This window comes from Enterobacter cloacae complex sp. 370H10 (assembly GCF_050031535.1).
In the GTDB taxonomy this organism is placed as follows: domain Bacteria; phylum Pseudomonadota; class Gammaproteobacteria; order Enterobacterales; family Enterobacteriaceae; genus Enterobacter; species Enterobacter intestinihominis.
In genome coordinates this window covers 1590387-1605523 of sequence record NZ_JBLGWG010000001.1, presented here as the reverse complement: position 1 = coordinate 1605523, position 15137 = coordinate 1590387, and the positions used below count along the sequence as shown (strand labels likewise).

At 52.0% G+C, this 15137-nt stretch carries 17 protein-coding genes; 9 read left to right on the top strand and 8 right to left on the bottom strand.

Annotation, left to right across the window (positions count from 1 at the left end):
• Nucleotides 1-3: 3 nt before the first annotated feature.
• The 5 genes from potG to nfsA form a co-directional block, all read right to left on the bottom strand.
• Nucleotides 4-1137: a putrescine ABC transporter ATP-binding subunit PotG gene (gene potG / locus ACQG2Q_RS07820; protein WP_006809449.1), complete on the bottom strand. Its 1134-nt coding sequence runs from the start codon at nt 1135-1137 to the stop codon at nt 4-6.
• Nucleotides 1138-1280: 143 nt separating this feature from the next.
• On the bottom strand, nt 1281-2393 hold the full coding sequence (gene potF / locus ACQG2Q_RS07815; RefSeq protein WP_022647572.1) for a spermidine/putrescine ABC transporter substrate-binding protein PotF: 1113 nt from the start codon (nt 2391-2393) through the stop codon (nt 1281-1283).
• A gap of 350 nt (nt 2394-2743) precedes the next feature.
• A complete protein-coding gene (locus tag ACQG2Q_RS07810; RefSeq protein WP_022647571.1) occupies nt 2744-3220 on the bottom strand; it encodes a YbjN domain-containing protein in 477 nt (158 codons plus the stop codon).
• Between the two features lie 63 nt (nt 3221-3283).
• Nucleotides 3284-4186 carry a 30S ribosomal protein S6--L-glutamate ligase gene (gene rimK / locus ACQG2Q_RS07805; RefSeq protein WP_063849212.1) on the bottom strand — a complete coding sequence of 301 codons (903 nt, stop codon included), beginning with the start codon at nt 4184-4186 and terminating at the stop codon, nt 3284-3286.
• Between the two features lie 64 nt (nt 4187-4250).
• The gene (gene nfsA, locus ACQG2Q_RS07800) at nt 4251-4973 is read right to left on the bottom strand and encodes a nitroreductase NfsA (RefSeq protein WP_023299683.1); all 723 of its coding nucleotides are present in this window, start codon (nt 4971-4973) and stop codon (nt 4251-4253) included.
• 185 nt (nt 4974-5158) lie between these two features.
• On the opposite strand from nfsA, the gene ACQG2Q_RS07795 reads away from it, so the two are divergent.
• Nucleotides 5159-5428: a GrxA family glutaredoxin gene (locus tag ACQG2Q_RS07795; protein WP_014169305.1), complete on the top strand. Its 270-nt coding sequence runs from the start codon at nt 5159-5161 to the stop codon at nt 5426-5428.
• Nucleotides 5429-5458: 30 nt separating this feature from the next.
• Here ACQG2Q_RS07795 and ACQG2Q_RS07790 read toward each other — a convergent pair whose 3' ends face one another.
• Complete coding sequence (locus ACQG2Q_RS07790; RefSeq protein WP_023299682.1) at nt 5459-5833, bottom strand: inner membrane protein YbjM; 375 nt, start codon at nt 5831-5833, stop codon at nt 5459-5461.
• 274 nt (nt 5834-6107) lie between these two features.
• Here ACQG2Q_RS07790 and ACQG2Q_RS07785 point away from each other — a divergent pair, with 274 nt between their 5' ends.
• The 3 genes from ACQG2Q_RS07785 (at nt 6108) to ACQG2Q_RS07775 (ending at nt 9945) form a co-directional block, all read left to right on the top strand.
• The gene (locus ACQG2Q_RS07785) at nt 6108-7793 is read left to right on the top strand and encodes an aspartate:alanine antiporter (protein ID WP_001024855.1); all 1686 of its coding nucleotides are present in this window, start codon (nt 6108-6110) and stop codon (nt 7791-7793) included.
• Between the two features lie 260 nt (nt 7794-8053).
• Nucleotides 8054-8872, top strand: coding sequence for an abortive infection family protein (locus tag ACQG2Q_RS07780; protein ID WP_045308519.1), 819 nt, complete (start codon nt 8054-8056; stop codon nt 8870-8872).
• A gap of 170 nt (nt 8873-9042) precedes the next feature.
• Entirely contained in the window at nt 9043-9945 is a 903-nt protein-coding gene (locus ACQG2Q_RS07775) for a hypothetical protein (RefSeq protein ID WP_063849213.1), read from the top strand.
• Nucleotides 9946-10118: 173 nt separating this feature from the next.
• Here the strand turns inward: ACQG2Q_RS07775 and ACQG2Q_RS07770 are convergent, their stop codons facing one another.
• Entirely contained in the window at nt 10119-10421 is a 303-nt protein-coding gene (locus ACQG2Q_RS07770) for a hypothetical protein (RefSeq protein ID WP_139154169.1), read from the bottom strand.
• Nucleotides 10422-10765: 344 nt separating this feature from the next.
• On the opposite strand from ACQG2Q_RS07770, the gene ACQG2Q_RS07765 reads away from it, so the two are divergent.
• From ACQG2Q_RS07765 to arsC, 5 genes are all read left to right on the top strand, one after another.
• Nucleotides 10766-11473 carry a hypothetical protein gene (locus ACQG2Q_RS07765; protein ID WP_023305769.1) on the top strand — a complete coding sequence of 236 codons (708 nt, stop codon included), beginning with the start codon at nt 10766-10768 and terminating at the stop codon, nt 11471-11473.
• Between the two features lie 221 nt (nt 11474-11694).
• On the top strand, nt 11695-12174 hold the full coding sequence (locus ACQG2Q_RS07760; protein WP_058676907.1) for an Hcp family type VI secretion system effector: 480 nt from the start codon (nt 11695-11697) through the stop codon (nt 12172-12174).
• Between the two features lie 223 nt (nt 12175-12397).
• Nucleotides 12398-12718 carry a metalloregulator ArsR/SmtB family transcription factor gene (locus ACQG2Q_RS07755; protein WP_022647563.1) on the top strand — a complete coding sequence of 107 codons (321 nt, stop codon included), beginning with the start codon at nt 12398-12400 and terminating at the stop codon, nt 12716-12718.
• A 40-nt stretch (nt 12719-12758) separates the two neighbouring features.
• A complete protein-coding gene (locus ACQG2Q_RS07750) occupies nt 12759-14048 on the top strand; it encodes an arsenic transporter (protein ID WP_058676908.1) in 1290 nt (429 codons plus the stop codon).
• Nucleotides 14049-14060: 12 nt separating this feature from the next.
• Nucleotides 14061-14486 (top strand): glutaredoxin-dependent arsenate reductase, encoded by a 426-nt coding sequence (arsC, locus tag ACQG2Q_RS07745; protein WP_023305765.1) that lies wholly within the window; start codon nt 14061-14063, stop codon nt 14484-14486.
• A 27-nt stretch (nt 14487-14513) separates the two neighbouring features.
• Here the strand turns inward: arsC and ACQG2Q_RS07740 are convergent, their stop codons facing one another.
• Nucleotides 14514-15065 (bottom strand): TetR/AcrR family transcriptional regulator, encoded by a 552-nt coding sequence (locus tag ACQG2Q_RS07740; protein ID WP_058676909.1) that lies wholly within the window; start codon nt 15063-15065, stop codon nt 14514-14516.
• Nucleotides 15066-15137: the final 72 nt, after the last annotated feature.

Here is a 15137-nt window from a genome sequence, read left to right as displayed (position 1 = left end):
TCCTTATACCGTCAGGACTACGCAACTGTCCGCATCCCAGCACAGGCTCACTTCGTCGCCCCAGGTTGGCTGTCCCTTGCGATACCGGTGTTCGTTCTGTAACTGGGCGCTGAGCATCTGGCCGCTTTTCAGGCGGACATGGTAAATCGACAGATCGCCGAGATAGGCAATGTGTACCACTTCGCCCACGGCAAAGTTATAGCCATCGGCGGGCGGCTCATCGCAAAGCATGATTTTTTCCGGGCGCAGGGCAACGTAAACCGGCACGTTGTCCACCACGGAATTATCAGAATCAACCTTAAGCGGGTGCACCAGCCCCGGCGATTCAATCACCAGACCGTCTTCCTGGCGTTCCTTCAGCAGCCCTTCGAAGACGTTTACCGAGCCGATGAACTCCGCGCTGTAGCGGGTTGTCGGGTGTTCGTAAATCTCCTCCGGCTCGCCTATCTGCACGAACTTACCGCGATTCATGATCGCAATGCGCCCGGCCATGGTCATCGCCTCTTCCTGGTCGTGCGTCACCATCACGCAGGTCACCCCTACGCGCTCAAGGATATCCACCACTTCCAGCTGCATCCGGTCGCGCAGCTTTTTATCCAGCGCGCCCATCGGCTCGTCGAGCAGGAGTAATTTCGGCCGTTTGGCCAGACTTCTTGCCAGCGCCACGCGCTGACGCTGGCCGCCGGAAAGCTGATGCGGCTTACGCTTCGCGAACTCCTGCATGTGCACCAGGCTCAGCATCTCCGCCACGCGCGCGGTGATTTCGGCTTTCGGCAGTTTGTCCTGCTTCAGGCCGAAGGCGATGTTCTGTTCGACGGTCATGTGCGGGAACAGGGCATAGGACTGGAACATCATGTTAATGGGCCGCTGGTACGGCGGCACGCTGGAGAGGTCTACCCCATCCAGCACGATCTGCCCGGCGGTAGGTTGTTCAAACCCGGCCAGCATACGCAGCAGGGTCGATTTACCGCAGCCGGATGCGCCGAGCAAAGCAAAAATTTCACCTTTGTAGATCGTCAGGCTGACATCGTCCACGGCATGCTGGCCGTCGAAGGACTTGGTGAGGTTTCGAATTTCAAGAAGCGGGGTCAGCGCTTTACGGACTTTCGCCTGCGGGCGGGGGATCGCGTCATTCACGGGGTGCTCTCCGGCATAGATCAACACTGGTGCAAACGCACCGTCAGGGTGCGCATCGCCGGGCGGCGCTAACGCTTGCCCGGCCTACGGGATTTGTCGGCCCGGTAAGCGACAGCGCCACCGGGCAACGATATCAAACGCCGTTACTTACCGCTTTTCACCTTGGTCCACGCGCGGGTACGCACACGGTCAATTTTCGGTTCCTGCACTTTCAGGGTGAACAGCTTGGCAAACACATCGGCTGGCGGGTAGATCGCCGGATTATTGCGGATTTCTTCGCTCACCAGCGGCACGGAGGCCTTGTTACCGTTGGCGTAGTAGACGTGGTCGCTGATGTGGGCAATCACTTCTGGACGCATCAGGTAGTTGAGGAACTGATACGCTTCCTCTTTGTTTTTCGCATCAGCCGGCATCGCGAAGACGTCGAAGAACGCCAGCGCCCCCTCCTTCGGAATGAAGTAGGAAACATTCACACCGTTTTTCGCCTCTTTCGCACGGTTCGCTGCCTGCCAGACGTCACCCGCCCAGCCGATGGCCACGCAGATATCCCCGTTAGCCAGGTCGTTGATGTACTGAGAGGAGTGGAAGTAGCGAATATTCGGACGCAGCTTCAATAGCAGGTCGGTCGCCGGACCGGTGTAGTCGTCGGCCTTGCTGCTGTTTGGATCTTTGCCGAGATAGTTAAGCACGGTGGCGAAAATCTCTTCCGGCGCATCAAGGAAAGAGACGCCGCAGCTTTTCAGCTTCTCGAGATTTTCCGGCTTCAGCACCACGTCCCAGCTGTCCAGTTTGACGTCCGGGCCCAGCGCCGCTTTGACTTTATCCACGTTAAAGCCAATACCAGTGGTCGCCCACAGGTAAGGCATGGCGTATTTGTTGTCCGGATCATGCTTCGCCACCAGCTTCAGCACTTCCGGATCGAGGTTTTTCCAGTTCGATAACTTGTTCTTGTCCAGCGGCTGGAAGACACCGGCGGTCAGCTGACGCTCCAGGAAGCTTGCAGAGGGCACCACCAGGTCGAAACCGGTACTGCCCGCCATCAGTTTGCCTTCCAGTACTTCGTTGGAATCGAATACGTCGTAGACAACCTTAATGCCGGTCTCTTTTTCAAAATTCGCGACGGTGTCCGGCGCAATATAGTCAGACCAGTTATAGACGTGCAGCGTTTTTTGTTCCGCAGCGAGCGTGCCGGCAGAGACGGCCATCAGAGCACCCGCAACCAGACCCGATAACCATTTTTTATTCAAGGCGATCATATTGTTATTCCTTCTGAAAGCTCGTTAACAAACGAACCAAAACTGTGCAGCCTGAAGATATGCAATATTCATGCATAGTTTGTCGCTCTGCCCGAAATAAAATACACCCCTCTTCCCGGCAGGTTCCGCTCGCTTTTTTAAGCACCGCAAGAATAACTGTAGCCCGTGTCTCCGGCTATAGCCCAGACGAAAAAACGCCTTTTATCAATTTTTTATGCAGATTATGTCTACGTGATAAGCCGAAACGGCCTGAGAGGAGGTGAAAAATTCTTTAAAGAAAGGTTAAAAGCAGCAGAAAAAGCGGTGTTATGCAGCCGCTCTGGTAGCGACTGCGCAAAAGTCAGACAGGCTTAGTGGAGAAAATTGGAAGATGCATCATTATTCTCGGCATCATCTTCCGCGCTATACAGCAGGTGATGTGCGTTGGCTTCCATCATTACCATGGAAATTTGCTCTTCGCTCAGGCGCATAAACCAGGCGAACTGTTTGAAGGAGAGCCCCGCGCCGGAGAATAAAGACTGGCAAACCACCAGCTTCGGCAGATTATCATCCTGTATGTCGAGAAACGCTTTCACGGTCAAAGAACTGGCGTTAATCGCTGACAGATCGGATGCCAGTGCAAGCAGCGCTGAAGGCTTCACTTCAGCCAGCGCCGAGAACAGGATCACGTCGTTAATCAGATCGATTTTGGCATCAAAAATACCATCGAAATTTTGCATGTGAGGCAGATGCAGCGCCTGGCAGGAGTCGCATTCGAAAAAAGTAATACCGGCATCATCGAGCCATTGACGTAACGTATCCAGTGTAGGTACGACCTGTAAATCCATCGCTGTGCAGCCTCTTAAATAAAAACGTTGTCCAGCTTACGCAAAAAGTGCGCGCCGATCCATTTAACCGCCCGTTTTCAGGCAAAATCCCGGCGTCGCATGGCGTTCAATCCATGCGATCATTTTACCTGCAATATCGACGCCTGTAGTTTTTTCCACCCCTTCCAGCCCCGGCGAGGCGTTGACTTCCATCACCAGCGGCCCGCGGTCGGCACGCAGCAGATCGACCCCCGCCACGTCCAGGCCCAGCGTCTGCGCCGCTTTCACCGCAATCTTGCGCTCGCGCTCGCTGATAAGGGCCACCCGCGCGATACCGCCGCGGTGCAGGTTAGAGCGGAAGTCGCCCTCTTTCGCCTGCCGCTCTATGGCGGCCACCACTTCATCGCCCACCACAAAGCAGCGGATGTCGCACCCTTTGGCCTCTTTAATATACTCCTGCACCAGAATATGGGCATTCAGACCGCGAAAGGCGTCAATCACGCTTTCCGCCGCCTGACGCGTCTCCGCCAGTACCACCCCAATACCCTGCGTGCCTTCCACCAGCTTAATGACCAGCGGCGCGCCGCCCACCATGTCGATTAAATCGCTGGTGTCGTCCGGGGAGTGAGCAATCCCGGTGACGGGCAGATCGATCCCCTGGCGCGCCAGCAGCTGCAGCGAGCGCAGCTTATCGCGGGCGCGTGAGATCGCCACGGACTCGTTGAGCGGATAGCTTCCCAGCATTTCAAACTGGCGCAGCGCGGCCGTGCCGTAATAGGTGATCTGGGAGCCAATGCGGGGAATTACCGCATCAAAATGCGGGAGTTTGCGGCCTTTGTAATGAATCGACGACGCCGCAGGGTCGATGTTCATATAGCAGGACATCGGATCGAGGATCTCAACCTGATGTCCGCGTTTCGCCGCCGCTTCTCGCAGGCGTTTACATGAATAGAGCGTTCCATCCCGGGACAATATGGCAATTTTCACCCTGCACCTCTCTAAAGACATGGGAAAAGCCTGCCTATCATACACGAGGCGCAGGAGGAAGGGACTATCGCGTTGCCCAGCCCTGTTTGTGCAGGTAATCAAGAATGAACGGGCGGTTTTCTTTAATGATGGTGCGACGAATATGGTCGCTCCAGGTGTCGCGGCGGTTGTTGCTGTCGCGCGTCAGATAGTAGTTCGCCAGCTCTTCATCGTATTGATGCAGAACGTCCTGATCGACCGGCTGGTAGTGGTTTTCATGCACCAGCATCGCAGCAGGAATACGCGGCTTCAGATCCGGGTTATCCGCCGGCCAGCCGAGGCACAGACCAAACAGCGGCAACACGTGTTTCGGCAGCTTCAGCAGTTGCGTCACGCTTTCGATGTTATTACGCAGCCCGCCGATATAGACGCCGCCAAGCCCCAGCGATTCCGCCGCCGTGAACGCGTTTTGCGCCATCAATGCCGTATCCACCACGCCCAGCAGCAGCTGTTCCGCCAGCCCCAGCTCCGCCTCAGGACAGATTTGCAGGTGACGGTTAAAATCGGCGCAGAACACCCAGAACTCAGCCGCCTGGGCAACGTGCTTTTGTCCGCCCGTCAGCGTTACCAGCTGCTCACGCATCGCCGGATCGGTGATGCGGATAATGGAGCTGCACTGCAAAAAGCTGGAGCTGGAGGTGCCTCTTGCGCTGTCGATGATCGCGTCCCGCTGCGCCTGGGTGATCGGCTCATCGGTGAAATGGCGAATGGAACGGTGGGAACGAAGCAGGTCAATGGTTGGCGTCATTTTGTCTCTCTTTGTATTGCGTAAAACGTATGGCAGCCAGTATAGGCAATGATCCACCTGATGTAATTGGCGAAACATAGCCTGACTGTATCAAAGTGACAGGTGAAACCTTCTTTCCATGACGGCAGGTTATCGTGCACTATAGGGATTATTCGCCGTCAGGCTTGTTTTTTGAGGAGAGAGAAATGTTTGCAGTAATTTTTGGTCGTCCAGGATGCCCTTACTGTGTGCGCGCGAAAGAGCTGGCTGAGAAACTAACTGAAGAACGTGATGATTTCAACTTCCGTTACGTGGATATCCACGCGGAAGGCATCAGCAAAGCCGATCTGGAAAAAACCGTGGGTAAACCGGTTGAAACCGTGCCGCAAATCTTCCTCGATCAGAAACACATCGGCGGCTGCACCGATTTCGAAGCGTACGCCAAAGAGCACCTGGGCCTGTTTGCCGCTCAGTAATGCTAAGACGCCCTCACCCTGAGGGCGCTTTTATTTATGGTGCTTCCGCTGTTGCAGCAGGCTGCGCATAAATAAGAAACAGAGCGCCCCCAGCGCACACCAGAAAACGCCACTTAGTAGCCACGCCACTTCCTGCCAGACGCTTCTCGACGAGAGAAACAGCACGCGCATCAGAAGCAGGCAGAGGGGCGCCGCAAGGATGGCCCCCAGCAGCGGCATTACCACCTCGCCTTTGCGCGAGAGAAAACTGGCCACTACCCCCGGCAGGATGAAGAACAACAGGCCCAGCTCGGGATGACCGGACGCTCTGAAGGCGCCCTTCACATTAAAAGCAAGCGACATGCAAACGACCGTAAACAGCAAAAAGCAGCTGATTACGCCAACCCAGTTTCGTTTAAAGTTCAAACTATCCTCCTGACTTATCTCTATCAAATACAAAAATCGTCCGGTGGACGCCCAGTCAGATAAAGCATTGCGGCAATCCTTGCCAAAACACGCACACAAGTCGTGCGATAATAGGTGGCTGTCGGTAGCTATTACGATTAAACTAACCGCCTGCTAGTGTTTAGGGTATTTATCAGGAAGCAGGGAGGTGCAAAGTGATTCCCTGACTCTGAAAACAGTAGCCCAAATAGTCCTTTCATTCAACAACTTACTGGTAAACAAGAAGTTAGCCTCCGTGAATATAAACGTCGCAGACTTGTTAAATGGGAATTACATCCTGTTATTATTTGTGGTACTGGCACTGGGCCTTTGTCTGGGTAAATTGCGCCTGGGTTCAGTTCAACTTGGTAATTCCATTGGCGTTTTAGTCGTCTCCCTGTTATTAGGTCAGCAACATTTCAGTATTAACACGGACGCGCTTAACTTAGGTTTCATGCTGTTTATTTTCTGCGTTGGCGTGGAAGCCGGTCCGAACTTTTTTTCCATTTTCTTCCGAGACGGCAAAAATTATCTGATGCTGGCGCTGGTGATGGTCGGCAGCGCCCTGCTGATTGCGTTAGGGCTGGGCAAACTGTTTGGCTGGGACATCGGCTTAACGGCCGGTATGCTGGCAGGCTCGATGACCTCCACGCCGGTGCTTGTTGGCGCGGGGGATACGCTTCGTCATTCTGGCATGGCAGGCACGCAGCTTTCCGCCGCGCTGGATAACCTGAGCCTGGGCTATGCCCTGACCTATCTGATTGGTCTGGTGAGCCTGATTGTTGGCGCGCGCTATCTGCCAAAACTTCAGCATCAGGATCTCCAGACCAGCGCCCAAACCATTGCCCGAGAGCGTGGTCTGGATACGGACTCCAAACGTAAAGTTTACCTGCCGGTGATCCGCGCCTACCGCGTCGGGCCAGAGCTGGTTGCCTGGACCGACGGGAAAAACCTGCGCGAGCTGGGGATTTACCGTCAGACCGGCTGCTACATCGAACGTATCCGTCGTAACGGCATTCTGGCAAACCCGGACGGTGACGCGGTGCTCCAGATGGGCGATGACATCGCTCTGGTTGGTTACCCGGACGCCCACGCGCGTCTCGATCCGAGCTTCCGCAACGGGAAAGAAGTGTTCGACCGCGACCTGCTGGACATGCGTATCGTCACCGAAGAGATTGTGGTGAAGAACCACAACGCCGTGGGCCGCCGTCTGGCGCAGTTGAAGCTGACCGACCACGGCTGTTTCCTCAACCGCGTGATCCGCAGCCAGATTGAAATGCCTATCGACGATAACGTGGTGCTTAATAAAGGCGATGTGTTGCAGGTCAGCGGCGATGCCCGACGTGTTAAAACCGTTGCCGACCGTATCGGCTTTATCTCGATTCACAGTCAGGTGACGGACCTGTTAGCCTTCTGCGCCTTCTTCATTGTTGGCCTGATGATCGGAATGATCACCTTCCAGTTCAGTAACTTTAGCTTCGGCATCGGTAACGCTGCCGGTCTGCTGTTCGCCGGGATCATGCTGGGCTTCCTGCGAGCGAACCATCCCACCTTCGGCTACATCCCTCAGGGAGCGCTGAACATGGTGAAAGAGTTCGGTCTGATGGTCTTTATGGCGGGTGTCGGCTTAAGCGCCGGGAGCGGCATTGGCAATGGCCTGGGTGCGGTCGGCTGGCAAATGTTGGTTTCCGGACTTATCGTCAGCCTGGTACCGGTAGTCATCTGCTTCCTGTTCGGCGCCTACGTGCTCCGCATGAACCGCGCCCTGCTCTTCGGCGCGATGATGGGCGCGCGCACCTGCGCACCGGCAATGGAGATCATCAGCGACACCGCGCGCAGCAACATCCCGGCGCTGGGCTATGCAGGCACCTACGCCATCGCAAACGTGCTGCTGACGCTGGCAGGTACGCTGATCATCATTATCTGGCCAGGACTCGGATAAATCTCAAGATTGCGTGTGGCTGAAAAAATTTTCGTTACGCGCAGAACTTTTTACGCAGGGTGCAGTCATAACTAGTGCCACTGCTTTTCTTTGATGTCCCCAATTTGTGGAGCCCATCAACCCCGCCATTTTTGGTTCAAGGTTGATGGGTTTTTTGTTGCCTGCTATATTATCCCCTGAAAACCAACCACTTATAACCTTTCACTAAAGCCATTGGCGACAAAATGGCGGCAGCGCGTAATCACGTTGATGGAGTCTATATGGGACGACAAATTCCACAGCCAGTTATTTCGGTTTTATCGGACCATATGGGCTCAGTCGAAACTCACGCAACCATGAACAGTTTGTTCATGTACGCTGATGCACCTGGCGATGCTCCTGATTTAGCGAAAGCGGCGAAAGCACAGGACTGGCTGAGAAGAATCAACAAAGAATGTGACGACCCATTAGCAATCCTTGGCAGATTGATAGAAGGCTACATGGAAGCTGATCAGCCTAAAGGCAGCATATTCGGTTGGGAGCAACCCAAGGTTGATTTTGCCGAAAAAATGACTGATTTGCTTGGTCGATATGGATTGCGATATCTAACTGGCGGACATATTTCTGATGGAGCATCGATAACTTCTGTCACCCTAAAAGAGGCAATTGGTAAACGCAACATTCCCGCAGTAGAGATGGAGTTTTCCAGGGCACTTGAGAATATCCACACTGATCCGAGAGAAGCAGTATCCGCAGCCTGTAACATTATGGAATCTACCTTCAAAGTGTTTATTGCCGATGAAAAACTTCAGGTTCCAGCTAAGCAAGATCTCCAGGGACTATGGAAAGTTGTTCGCGAGTCTTTAGGGCTTGATACTAAAGCAGTTGAAGATGAAGACCTCAAACGCATTCTTAGTGGCCTTTATTCGTTGACTGATGGGATTGGTGCCCTACGAACTCACGCAAGTTCAGCTCACGGAGCCGGGAGAAAAATCTATAACTTAAAGCCTCGCCACGCTAGGTTAGCTATAAATGCCGCACATACCTTGACTATGTTCATTCTCGAATCTTGGGATGAACAGAAACAAAAAAGCCCGTGATACTTTGAATAAACCTAAGCATTCAAGTAAGTATTTGTTGGCCGAGAAATGAGTGACACAAAAGTGTCGCACTAGATTTATCTGTTTGTGATGTATGACACTCTATGCGCCTTAGTCCTGATGCTTAATAATTCATATATGATAACTGGTTACAAACTGAGGAGGACTCAATGGCTGACCCTTTAGCAACGGTTCTATCGCACTTAACAAATCTTGTTTCATTTAGATCGTCACTCAGGCTGCTGATAATCGCTGGTTCGATCATTTTCTGCTGGGTTTTTATTGCACCAATGCTGACCCCATTTAAGCTACCCAGCGAATTATCATTAGGATTAATTACAGTAATTGGTTTTTCATTTGGTGCTTTGACATCTTCCATTCTATTCAACTCAGTAGACTTCCTATACAGTTTCACCAAAAACAGAATACAACTCAGAAAGAATAAATTGGACCTTCAAAAACAAGCAGCAGAAAAAGAGATAAGCGAGCGCAAGAAATTAGACTTATTTAAAAGTAGCTTCAATGACTATTCATTCCAAGCCAAAAATATAATGTTAAAGCTCAATAAAAGTGATTGCACAATTGCTCTGGAATCATATAGTGAATCTGAGCACAATAAGGCATTCATGGGACTCCTTGAAAGTAAGATTATATTGCCACTACACCGACTAGATAAAAAAACCACTTTCTGCACTATTAATCCGCTATATAAAAATGTAATCAACCAATTATTTGAATTCAAACATCGAAAAGAAGTTGATGAATTATTTGATTTCAACCCTGATGGACTTAAAATGTTGATGAAAATTTTTCAAGATAACACCTTTGATGAAGAACATATATTCAACATTCCCTTTGTTAGTTATCAAAACAGGTACAACTATCAACCTGTTATTAAAAATGAAATATACGAACTAGGTGAATTCATTGATAACTGCAATATACAGTTTTATATCGACGAGCATCATTACCCCTACGTTCATGAGAAATTGGGCGCAGAGATTAGAAGTTACATACTCTGTAATTTTAATGAAGAGAGGGCTTTGAAACGACTTGGCCAGTTACATTCCTAACGTACCCCCATAAAATCATGTGTATCCTAACACTGATAATCTTTTCAGTTTTTCATAGGTTCTTGCCTAATGGAAAACCCGCACCAGTTCTCACCCTGCGGGTTTTCCCTGAGCTTCTCGCCTCATAAAATTTGATCTTCTTTTTTCACTTAAAATTCAAAATGTCATTTTTTTCAGATGGTTACATGTTTCATTAGATCCTCCACAGATCCATAAAAGTGAAAAACACTGAAATTCATTTCAATCTTTTCAGTTGCGGTTTTCCGCAAGGCCGCCAGCACTGGTGCGGCCAAGCGGTCTGGTTTGAAGAAAAATAAAACTGAAAAATTTTTATGATCCAAAAACCGCAGGTGGGTGCGGTGTAGTGCGATTTTGGTCTGCGAAAGATTTTTTGGCCATGCTGTGACGCGCCAGCGCCCTGCTGGGGGCTCGATCTGCTTTAAGGGTGGCGCTAACTGCCTGAAAGGCTGGAACACGCCAGAGCGCTACTAGTTGCGCGTGGCAAAGTCTGTATGTGATGATATTTCTGTTGGATTTTGGAACGAGTCACTCAATGTTGAACTTATCTATTCGCACTAAAAGCTCGCCGATAAATCGCATATTGGTTAAAAAACATCAAGTCATTATCCTAAAAATACCCTGCTTTTCATAAACATGAACTGCTTTGAACTTCCATATTAGTTACAGATATACGCTGGAGCGGATAGAAACACTATGGAGGGGACAGGAATGCAGTTTTCAAGTTCAGTAATAGCAATGCCGGTCTTAGGGGATGCAGCAAAAAATCGCTCAATTGAGCTGAAGTGCGAGGTCAGTAAGCATGTACCATTCTGAAGAGATCATCCGCCAGCTTCAGAGCCAAAAGATACTGGCAATGAAGCTGGACCGGGCGGTACGTGATGTAGGTGAAGAGGTAAAGAGCCACCTGAATAATATAGGTGCCGGTGCCCAACGCCTGCTGTACTACACCTCCTGCTTTACTGATGAATATTACGATGTATGCACCCGACAAAACCTGGAGGACGCTCGATTCCGAAAGGGCATATTCCATCTCGTTTCTCGCTGGAACATCGTCTTTGACCTAATCAACACGTACGTAGAGGAGCTGGTTAAGGATTATTCCCCGGCAGAATTATCAGCGATACAGCATGCTCTAATGCGCGCTAACGTTTATATATCCACCAGCACGCTAACCTCGTATTCATTCTCTGCAGGCGTCGCATCGACTGTTTGCCTCTATGTGACCCTTCCACCTTCAGGGTTAAAGGTCGTTTCAGGATTAACGGGCGCGGCTATTGGAGGGCTGGGGATATACGGGGTCGTGCAAAAAGCTGCTGACAGCGCTCATCGCCTGCAAGTGATGCATCCCGCCTACTATCAAGCGTTATACCTGCGAGAACTGGAGATGATGTATTTCCTGGTGGAGCCTGCTTTTATGCGCGCGGGCGTGCTAACCCAGCAATGGACTGACAGTCAAAGCCCTTATGATGCTGCTGACACGATCCTGAAGCTAATGGGTAGACACTGATGGGCTTTTTAAGACGCTGGTTCAAATCTCAGGCTCAGTTTTTCTTCTGGACCTATGTCCCGATCATCCTCACGTTCATTTTTGGCTATGTCCTTGACGTTTACTTCCCTGAGGTTAGCCAGGGATTCATCCTCCTGTTTTACCTGGTAACACTGGGACTGGCTTACTGGATATGGCATTGAGGAACATCAATGCGTTACGCTTACTAATAAGGAAATTACATGTCTACACCCGCACACCTATGGCTAGAAGACGAGAACGGTTCGCCGATTATCGGTAGCTGCATGATGCCCACGCGTCTTGGTTCCATAGAGCTAAAATCGTTCTCCCACGGTGTAACCATTCCGGTTGATCCAAGCTGGGGTAAACTCACCGGCACGCGCGTCCATCGCCCTATTACGATAGTTAAAGAATTTGATCTGACTACCCCGCTTCTTTACCGCGCCGTGTGCGAAGGGAGAGTTATGAAGAAGGGGATCATTAAGATGTACCGCATTCTGGAGTCCGGGATCGAGGCCGAATATTTCAATATCATGATGGAAAACGTTAAGTTCACGACAGTGGCACCCTTCATGACCCCTAACGGGATGAGCAGCACCCATCTTGAAACGCTCGAATTGCGTTACGAAGCAGTCTCATGGAAGTACACGGAGGGGAATATCATTTACCGTGACACCTGGAACGATCGCTGCTGCGCCTGAGCACAGAAGAGCGTTGAAAGTGAGCAGATATAAAGAAACCGTCCCCCTGGGGCGGTTTCTTTCCCATGACTATCAGGAGTAGTCCGGACAAGCCATAAAGACTATTTTGACCTTAGCGAGTCCTCCAGTCGCTTTTTTATCCTTCCTGCTATCTCCTTCTTCTCTCCTTTACTACAATCACATATGATTTAATGCATATGACAAAAACATTCAGGATGACAGAATGCTCCACCCGCTCCAGCTCTTCAAAACCCTCTCCGACGAAACGCGCCTCTCCATCGTCATGCTTCTGCGTGAAGCGGGCGAGCTGTGCGTCTGCGATCTCTGCTCCGCTACCAACGAGCCGCAGCCGAAAGTCTCCCGCCATATGGCCTTACTGCGTGAGGCCGGGCTGGTCATCGATCGTCGTGAGGGTAAATGGATCTACTACCGTCTCTCTCCCAACATGCCCGCGTGGGCGGCAACCGTTATCGACACCAGCTGGAACTGCCTGCGAGAAGAGACACGTATGAAGCTGAAAAACCGCCTCCCGGGCTCGTGCTGACCACAACACATTCACAAAAACAGATATAACGGAGTAAAAGATGTTTCTGGCAGGGGCTATTTTTCTGTTTACGCTGGTACTGGTTATCTGGCAGCCCAAAGGGCTCAGTATCGGCTGGAGTGCCACCATTGGCGCCGCGCTGGCGCTGGCGAGCGGTGTGATCCACGTTAACGATATTCCGGTGGTCTGGAACATCGTCTGGAATGCGACGGCCACGTTTATCGCGGTAATCGTTATCAGTTTGCTGCTGGATGAGTCCGGTTTTTTCGAGTGGGCGGCGCTGCACGTTGCTCGCTGGGGAAACGGTCGCGGGCGGTTGCTGTTTACCTGGATCGTGCTGCTGGGTGCGGCCGTGGCGGCGCTGTTCGCCAATGACGGTGCGGCATTGATCCTGACGCCTATCGTTATCGCCATGCTGCTGGCACTGGGGTTCAGCAAGCAGGCCACGCTGGCGTTCGTGATGGCGGCGGGATTTATCGCCGATACCGCCAGCCTGCCGCTGATTGTCTCCAACCTGGTCAACATCGTCTCAGCGGACTTCTTTAAGCTGGGCTTTAGCGAATACGCCTCGGTGATGATCCCGGTTGATATCGCCGCAATTGCCGCGACGCTGGTAATGCTGCATCTGTTCTTCCGCAAGGAAATACCGCCGGAATATGACCTGGCAAAACTCCGCGAGCCCGCACGGGCCATTCATGACCTGCCGACGTTCAGAACGGGCTGGATCGTGCTGCTGCTACTGCTCGTCGGTTTCTTTGTGCTTGAACCTCTGGGTATCCCGGTCAGCGCTATCGCAACAACTGGCGCGCTGATTTTATTTGCCGTTGCGAAACGCGGGCACGCCATCAACACCGGGAAAGTGCTGCGCGGCGCACCCTGGCAGATCGTTATCTTTTCGCTGGGGATGTATCTGGTGGTGTATGGCCTGCGTAATGCCGGGCTGACGGAGTCTCTTTCAGGCGTTCTTGATCGCTTAGCCGGACACGGACTCTGGGCCACTACGCTGGGAACCGGATTTATCACCGCCTTTCTGTCATCCATAATGAACAATATGCCAACGGTATTGATCGGCGCGCTCTCCATTGAGGGTAGTGCGGCAACAGGTTTGATTAAGGAGGCGATGATTTACGCTAACGTGATTGGCTGCGATCTGGGGCCGAAAATCACCCCCATCGGTAGCCTGGCCACCCTGCTATGGCTTCATGTGCTGGCACAGAAAAACATGACCATTACCTGGGGCTACTATTTCAGGACGGGCATCGTAATGACGCTGCCGGTTCTGTTTGTGACGCTCGCCGCGCTGGCGCTACGTCTCTCCTTCACACTGTAATGAGTAACGGATATGAGCAACATCACTATCTACCACAACCCGGCCTGCGGCACGTCGCGCAATACGCTGGAGATGATCCGTAACAGCGGTACGGAACCCGAAATTATTCTCTATCTTGAGAACCCACCGTCGCGTGATGAATTGACCAGGCTGATTGCAGACATGGGGATTTCCGTGTGCGATCTGCTGCGCAAAAACGTCGAGCCTTATGAGCAACTGGGCCTTGCCGGGGGAAATTTCACCGATGACCAGCTTATCGATTTCATGCTGCTGTACCCCATTCTGATTAACCGTCCGATTGTGGTGACGCCGCTGGGTACACGTCTGTGCCGCCCTTCTGAAGTCGTTCTCGACATCCTTCCGGACGCGCAAAAAGGGGCATTTACAAAGGAAGATGGCGAAGTCGTCGTTGACGCCAGCGGGAAAAAAATCTCCTGACATCAGGCGTAGCCGGGGCGAGCGCTATCAGTCGGTATCCTCGCCTGCAATCCGTCCCACTATCGCCCGGATCTCCTCCCGGGTTAACGGCGACCGGTCGGTTACAAAATGCAGCGTCATCCCCTCGATAAACGCATCCAGCGCACGGGCGGTGGCCGGATCAAACCACTGCTCAAGCGTAGTCTGGCTCATCTTCATCCAGTCCTGCATCACCGTTTTCAGCGCGGCGCTGCGGTGCATAAAAGCGTACAGCTGATACATCAGCGCCATATTGTGTGGCGTGGTCACGGCTGAACTGTGGATCAGCGTGGTAATGGCCTCGCACGCCCTCTCCCGCCCGGTCACCCCCGCGAAGAAATCCCGGTACTGCTGAGACATCTGCTGCGTAAACCACGTGAACGCCTCCTCCAGAAGCGACTCCATCCCGTCGAAATAGTAGGTCATCGACCCCAGCGGCACGCCTGCGCAGGTGGCAATTTTGCGGTGCGTGACGGCATGAATACCGTGCTCAGCAATGGTGTCCAGCGTCGCCTGGAGTATCTTCTCGCGGCGGTTAGGGTCGTTTGGTGGTCTGCTCATAAAATCCTCATCCGGTTTATGTACAAATGTACACAAAGTTGCTAGTGTTGTCGCTATTGTTGTACTTCTGGT

Bases quoted from the DNA above. Each gene is read 5' to 3' on its own strand.
- potF (WP_022647572.1), bottom strand. From the start codon at position 2,393: ATGATCGCCTTGAATAAAAAATGGTTATCGGGTCTGGTTGCGGGTGCT.
- ACQG2Q_RS07810 (WP_022647571.1), bottom strand. From the start codon at position 3,220: ATGGATTTACAGGTCGTACCTACACTGGATACGTTACGTCAATGGCTC.
- nfsA (WP_023299683.1), bottom strand. From the start codon at position 4,973: ATGACGCCAACCATTGACCTGCTTCGTTCCCACCGTTCCATTCGCCAT.
- ACQG2Q_RS07795 (WP_014169305.1), top strand. From the start codon at position 5,159: ATGTTTGCAGTAATTTTTGGTCGTCCAGGATGCCCTTACTGTGTGCGC.
- ACQG2Q_RS07780 (WP_045308519.1), top strand. From the start codon at position 8,054: ATGGGACGACAAATTCCACAGCCAGTTATTTCGGTTTTATCGGACCAT.
- ACQG2Q_RS07775 (WP_063849213.1), top strand. From the start codon at position 9,043: ATGGCTGACCCTTTAGCAACGGTTCTATCGCACTTAACAAATCTTGTT.
- ACQG2Q_RS07765 (WP_023305769.1), top strand. From the start codon at position 10,766: ATGTACCATTCTGAAGAGATCATCCGCCAGCTTCAGAGCCAAAAGATA.
- ACQG2Q_RS07760 (WP_058676907.1), top strand. From the start codon at position 11,695: ATGTCTACACCCGCACACCTATGGCTAGAAGACGAGAACGGTTCGCCG.
- ACQG2Q_RS07755 (WP_022647563.1), top strand. From the start codon at position 12,398: ATGCTCCACCCGCTCCAGCTCTTCAAAACCCTCTCCGACGAAACGCGC.
- ACQG2Q_RS07750 (WP_058676908.1), top strand. From the start codon at position 12,759: ATGTTTCTGGCAGGGGCTATTTTTCTGTTTACGCTGGTACTGGTTATC.
- arsC (WP_023305765.1), top strand. From the start codon at position 14,061: ATGAGCAACATCACTATCTACCACAACCCGGCCTGCGGCACGTCGCGC.
- ACQG2Q_RS07740 (WP_058676909.1), bottom strand. From the start codon at position 15,065: ATGAGCAGACCACCAAACGACCCTAACCGCCGCGAGAAGATACTCCAG.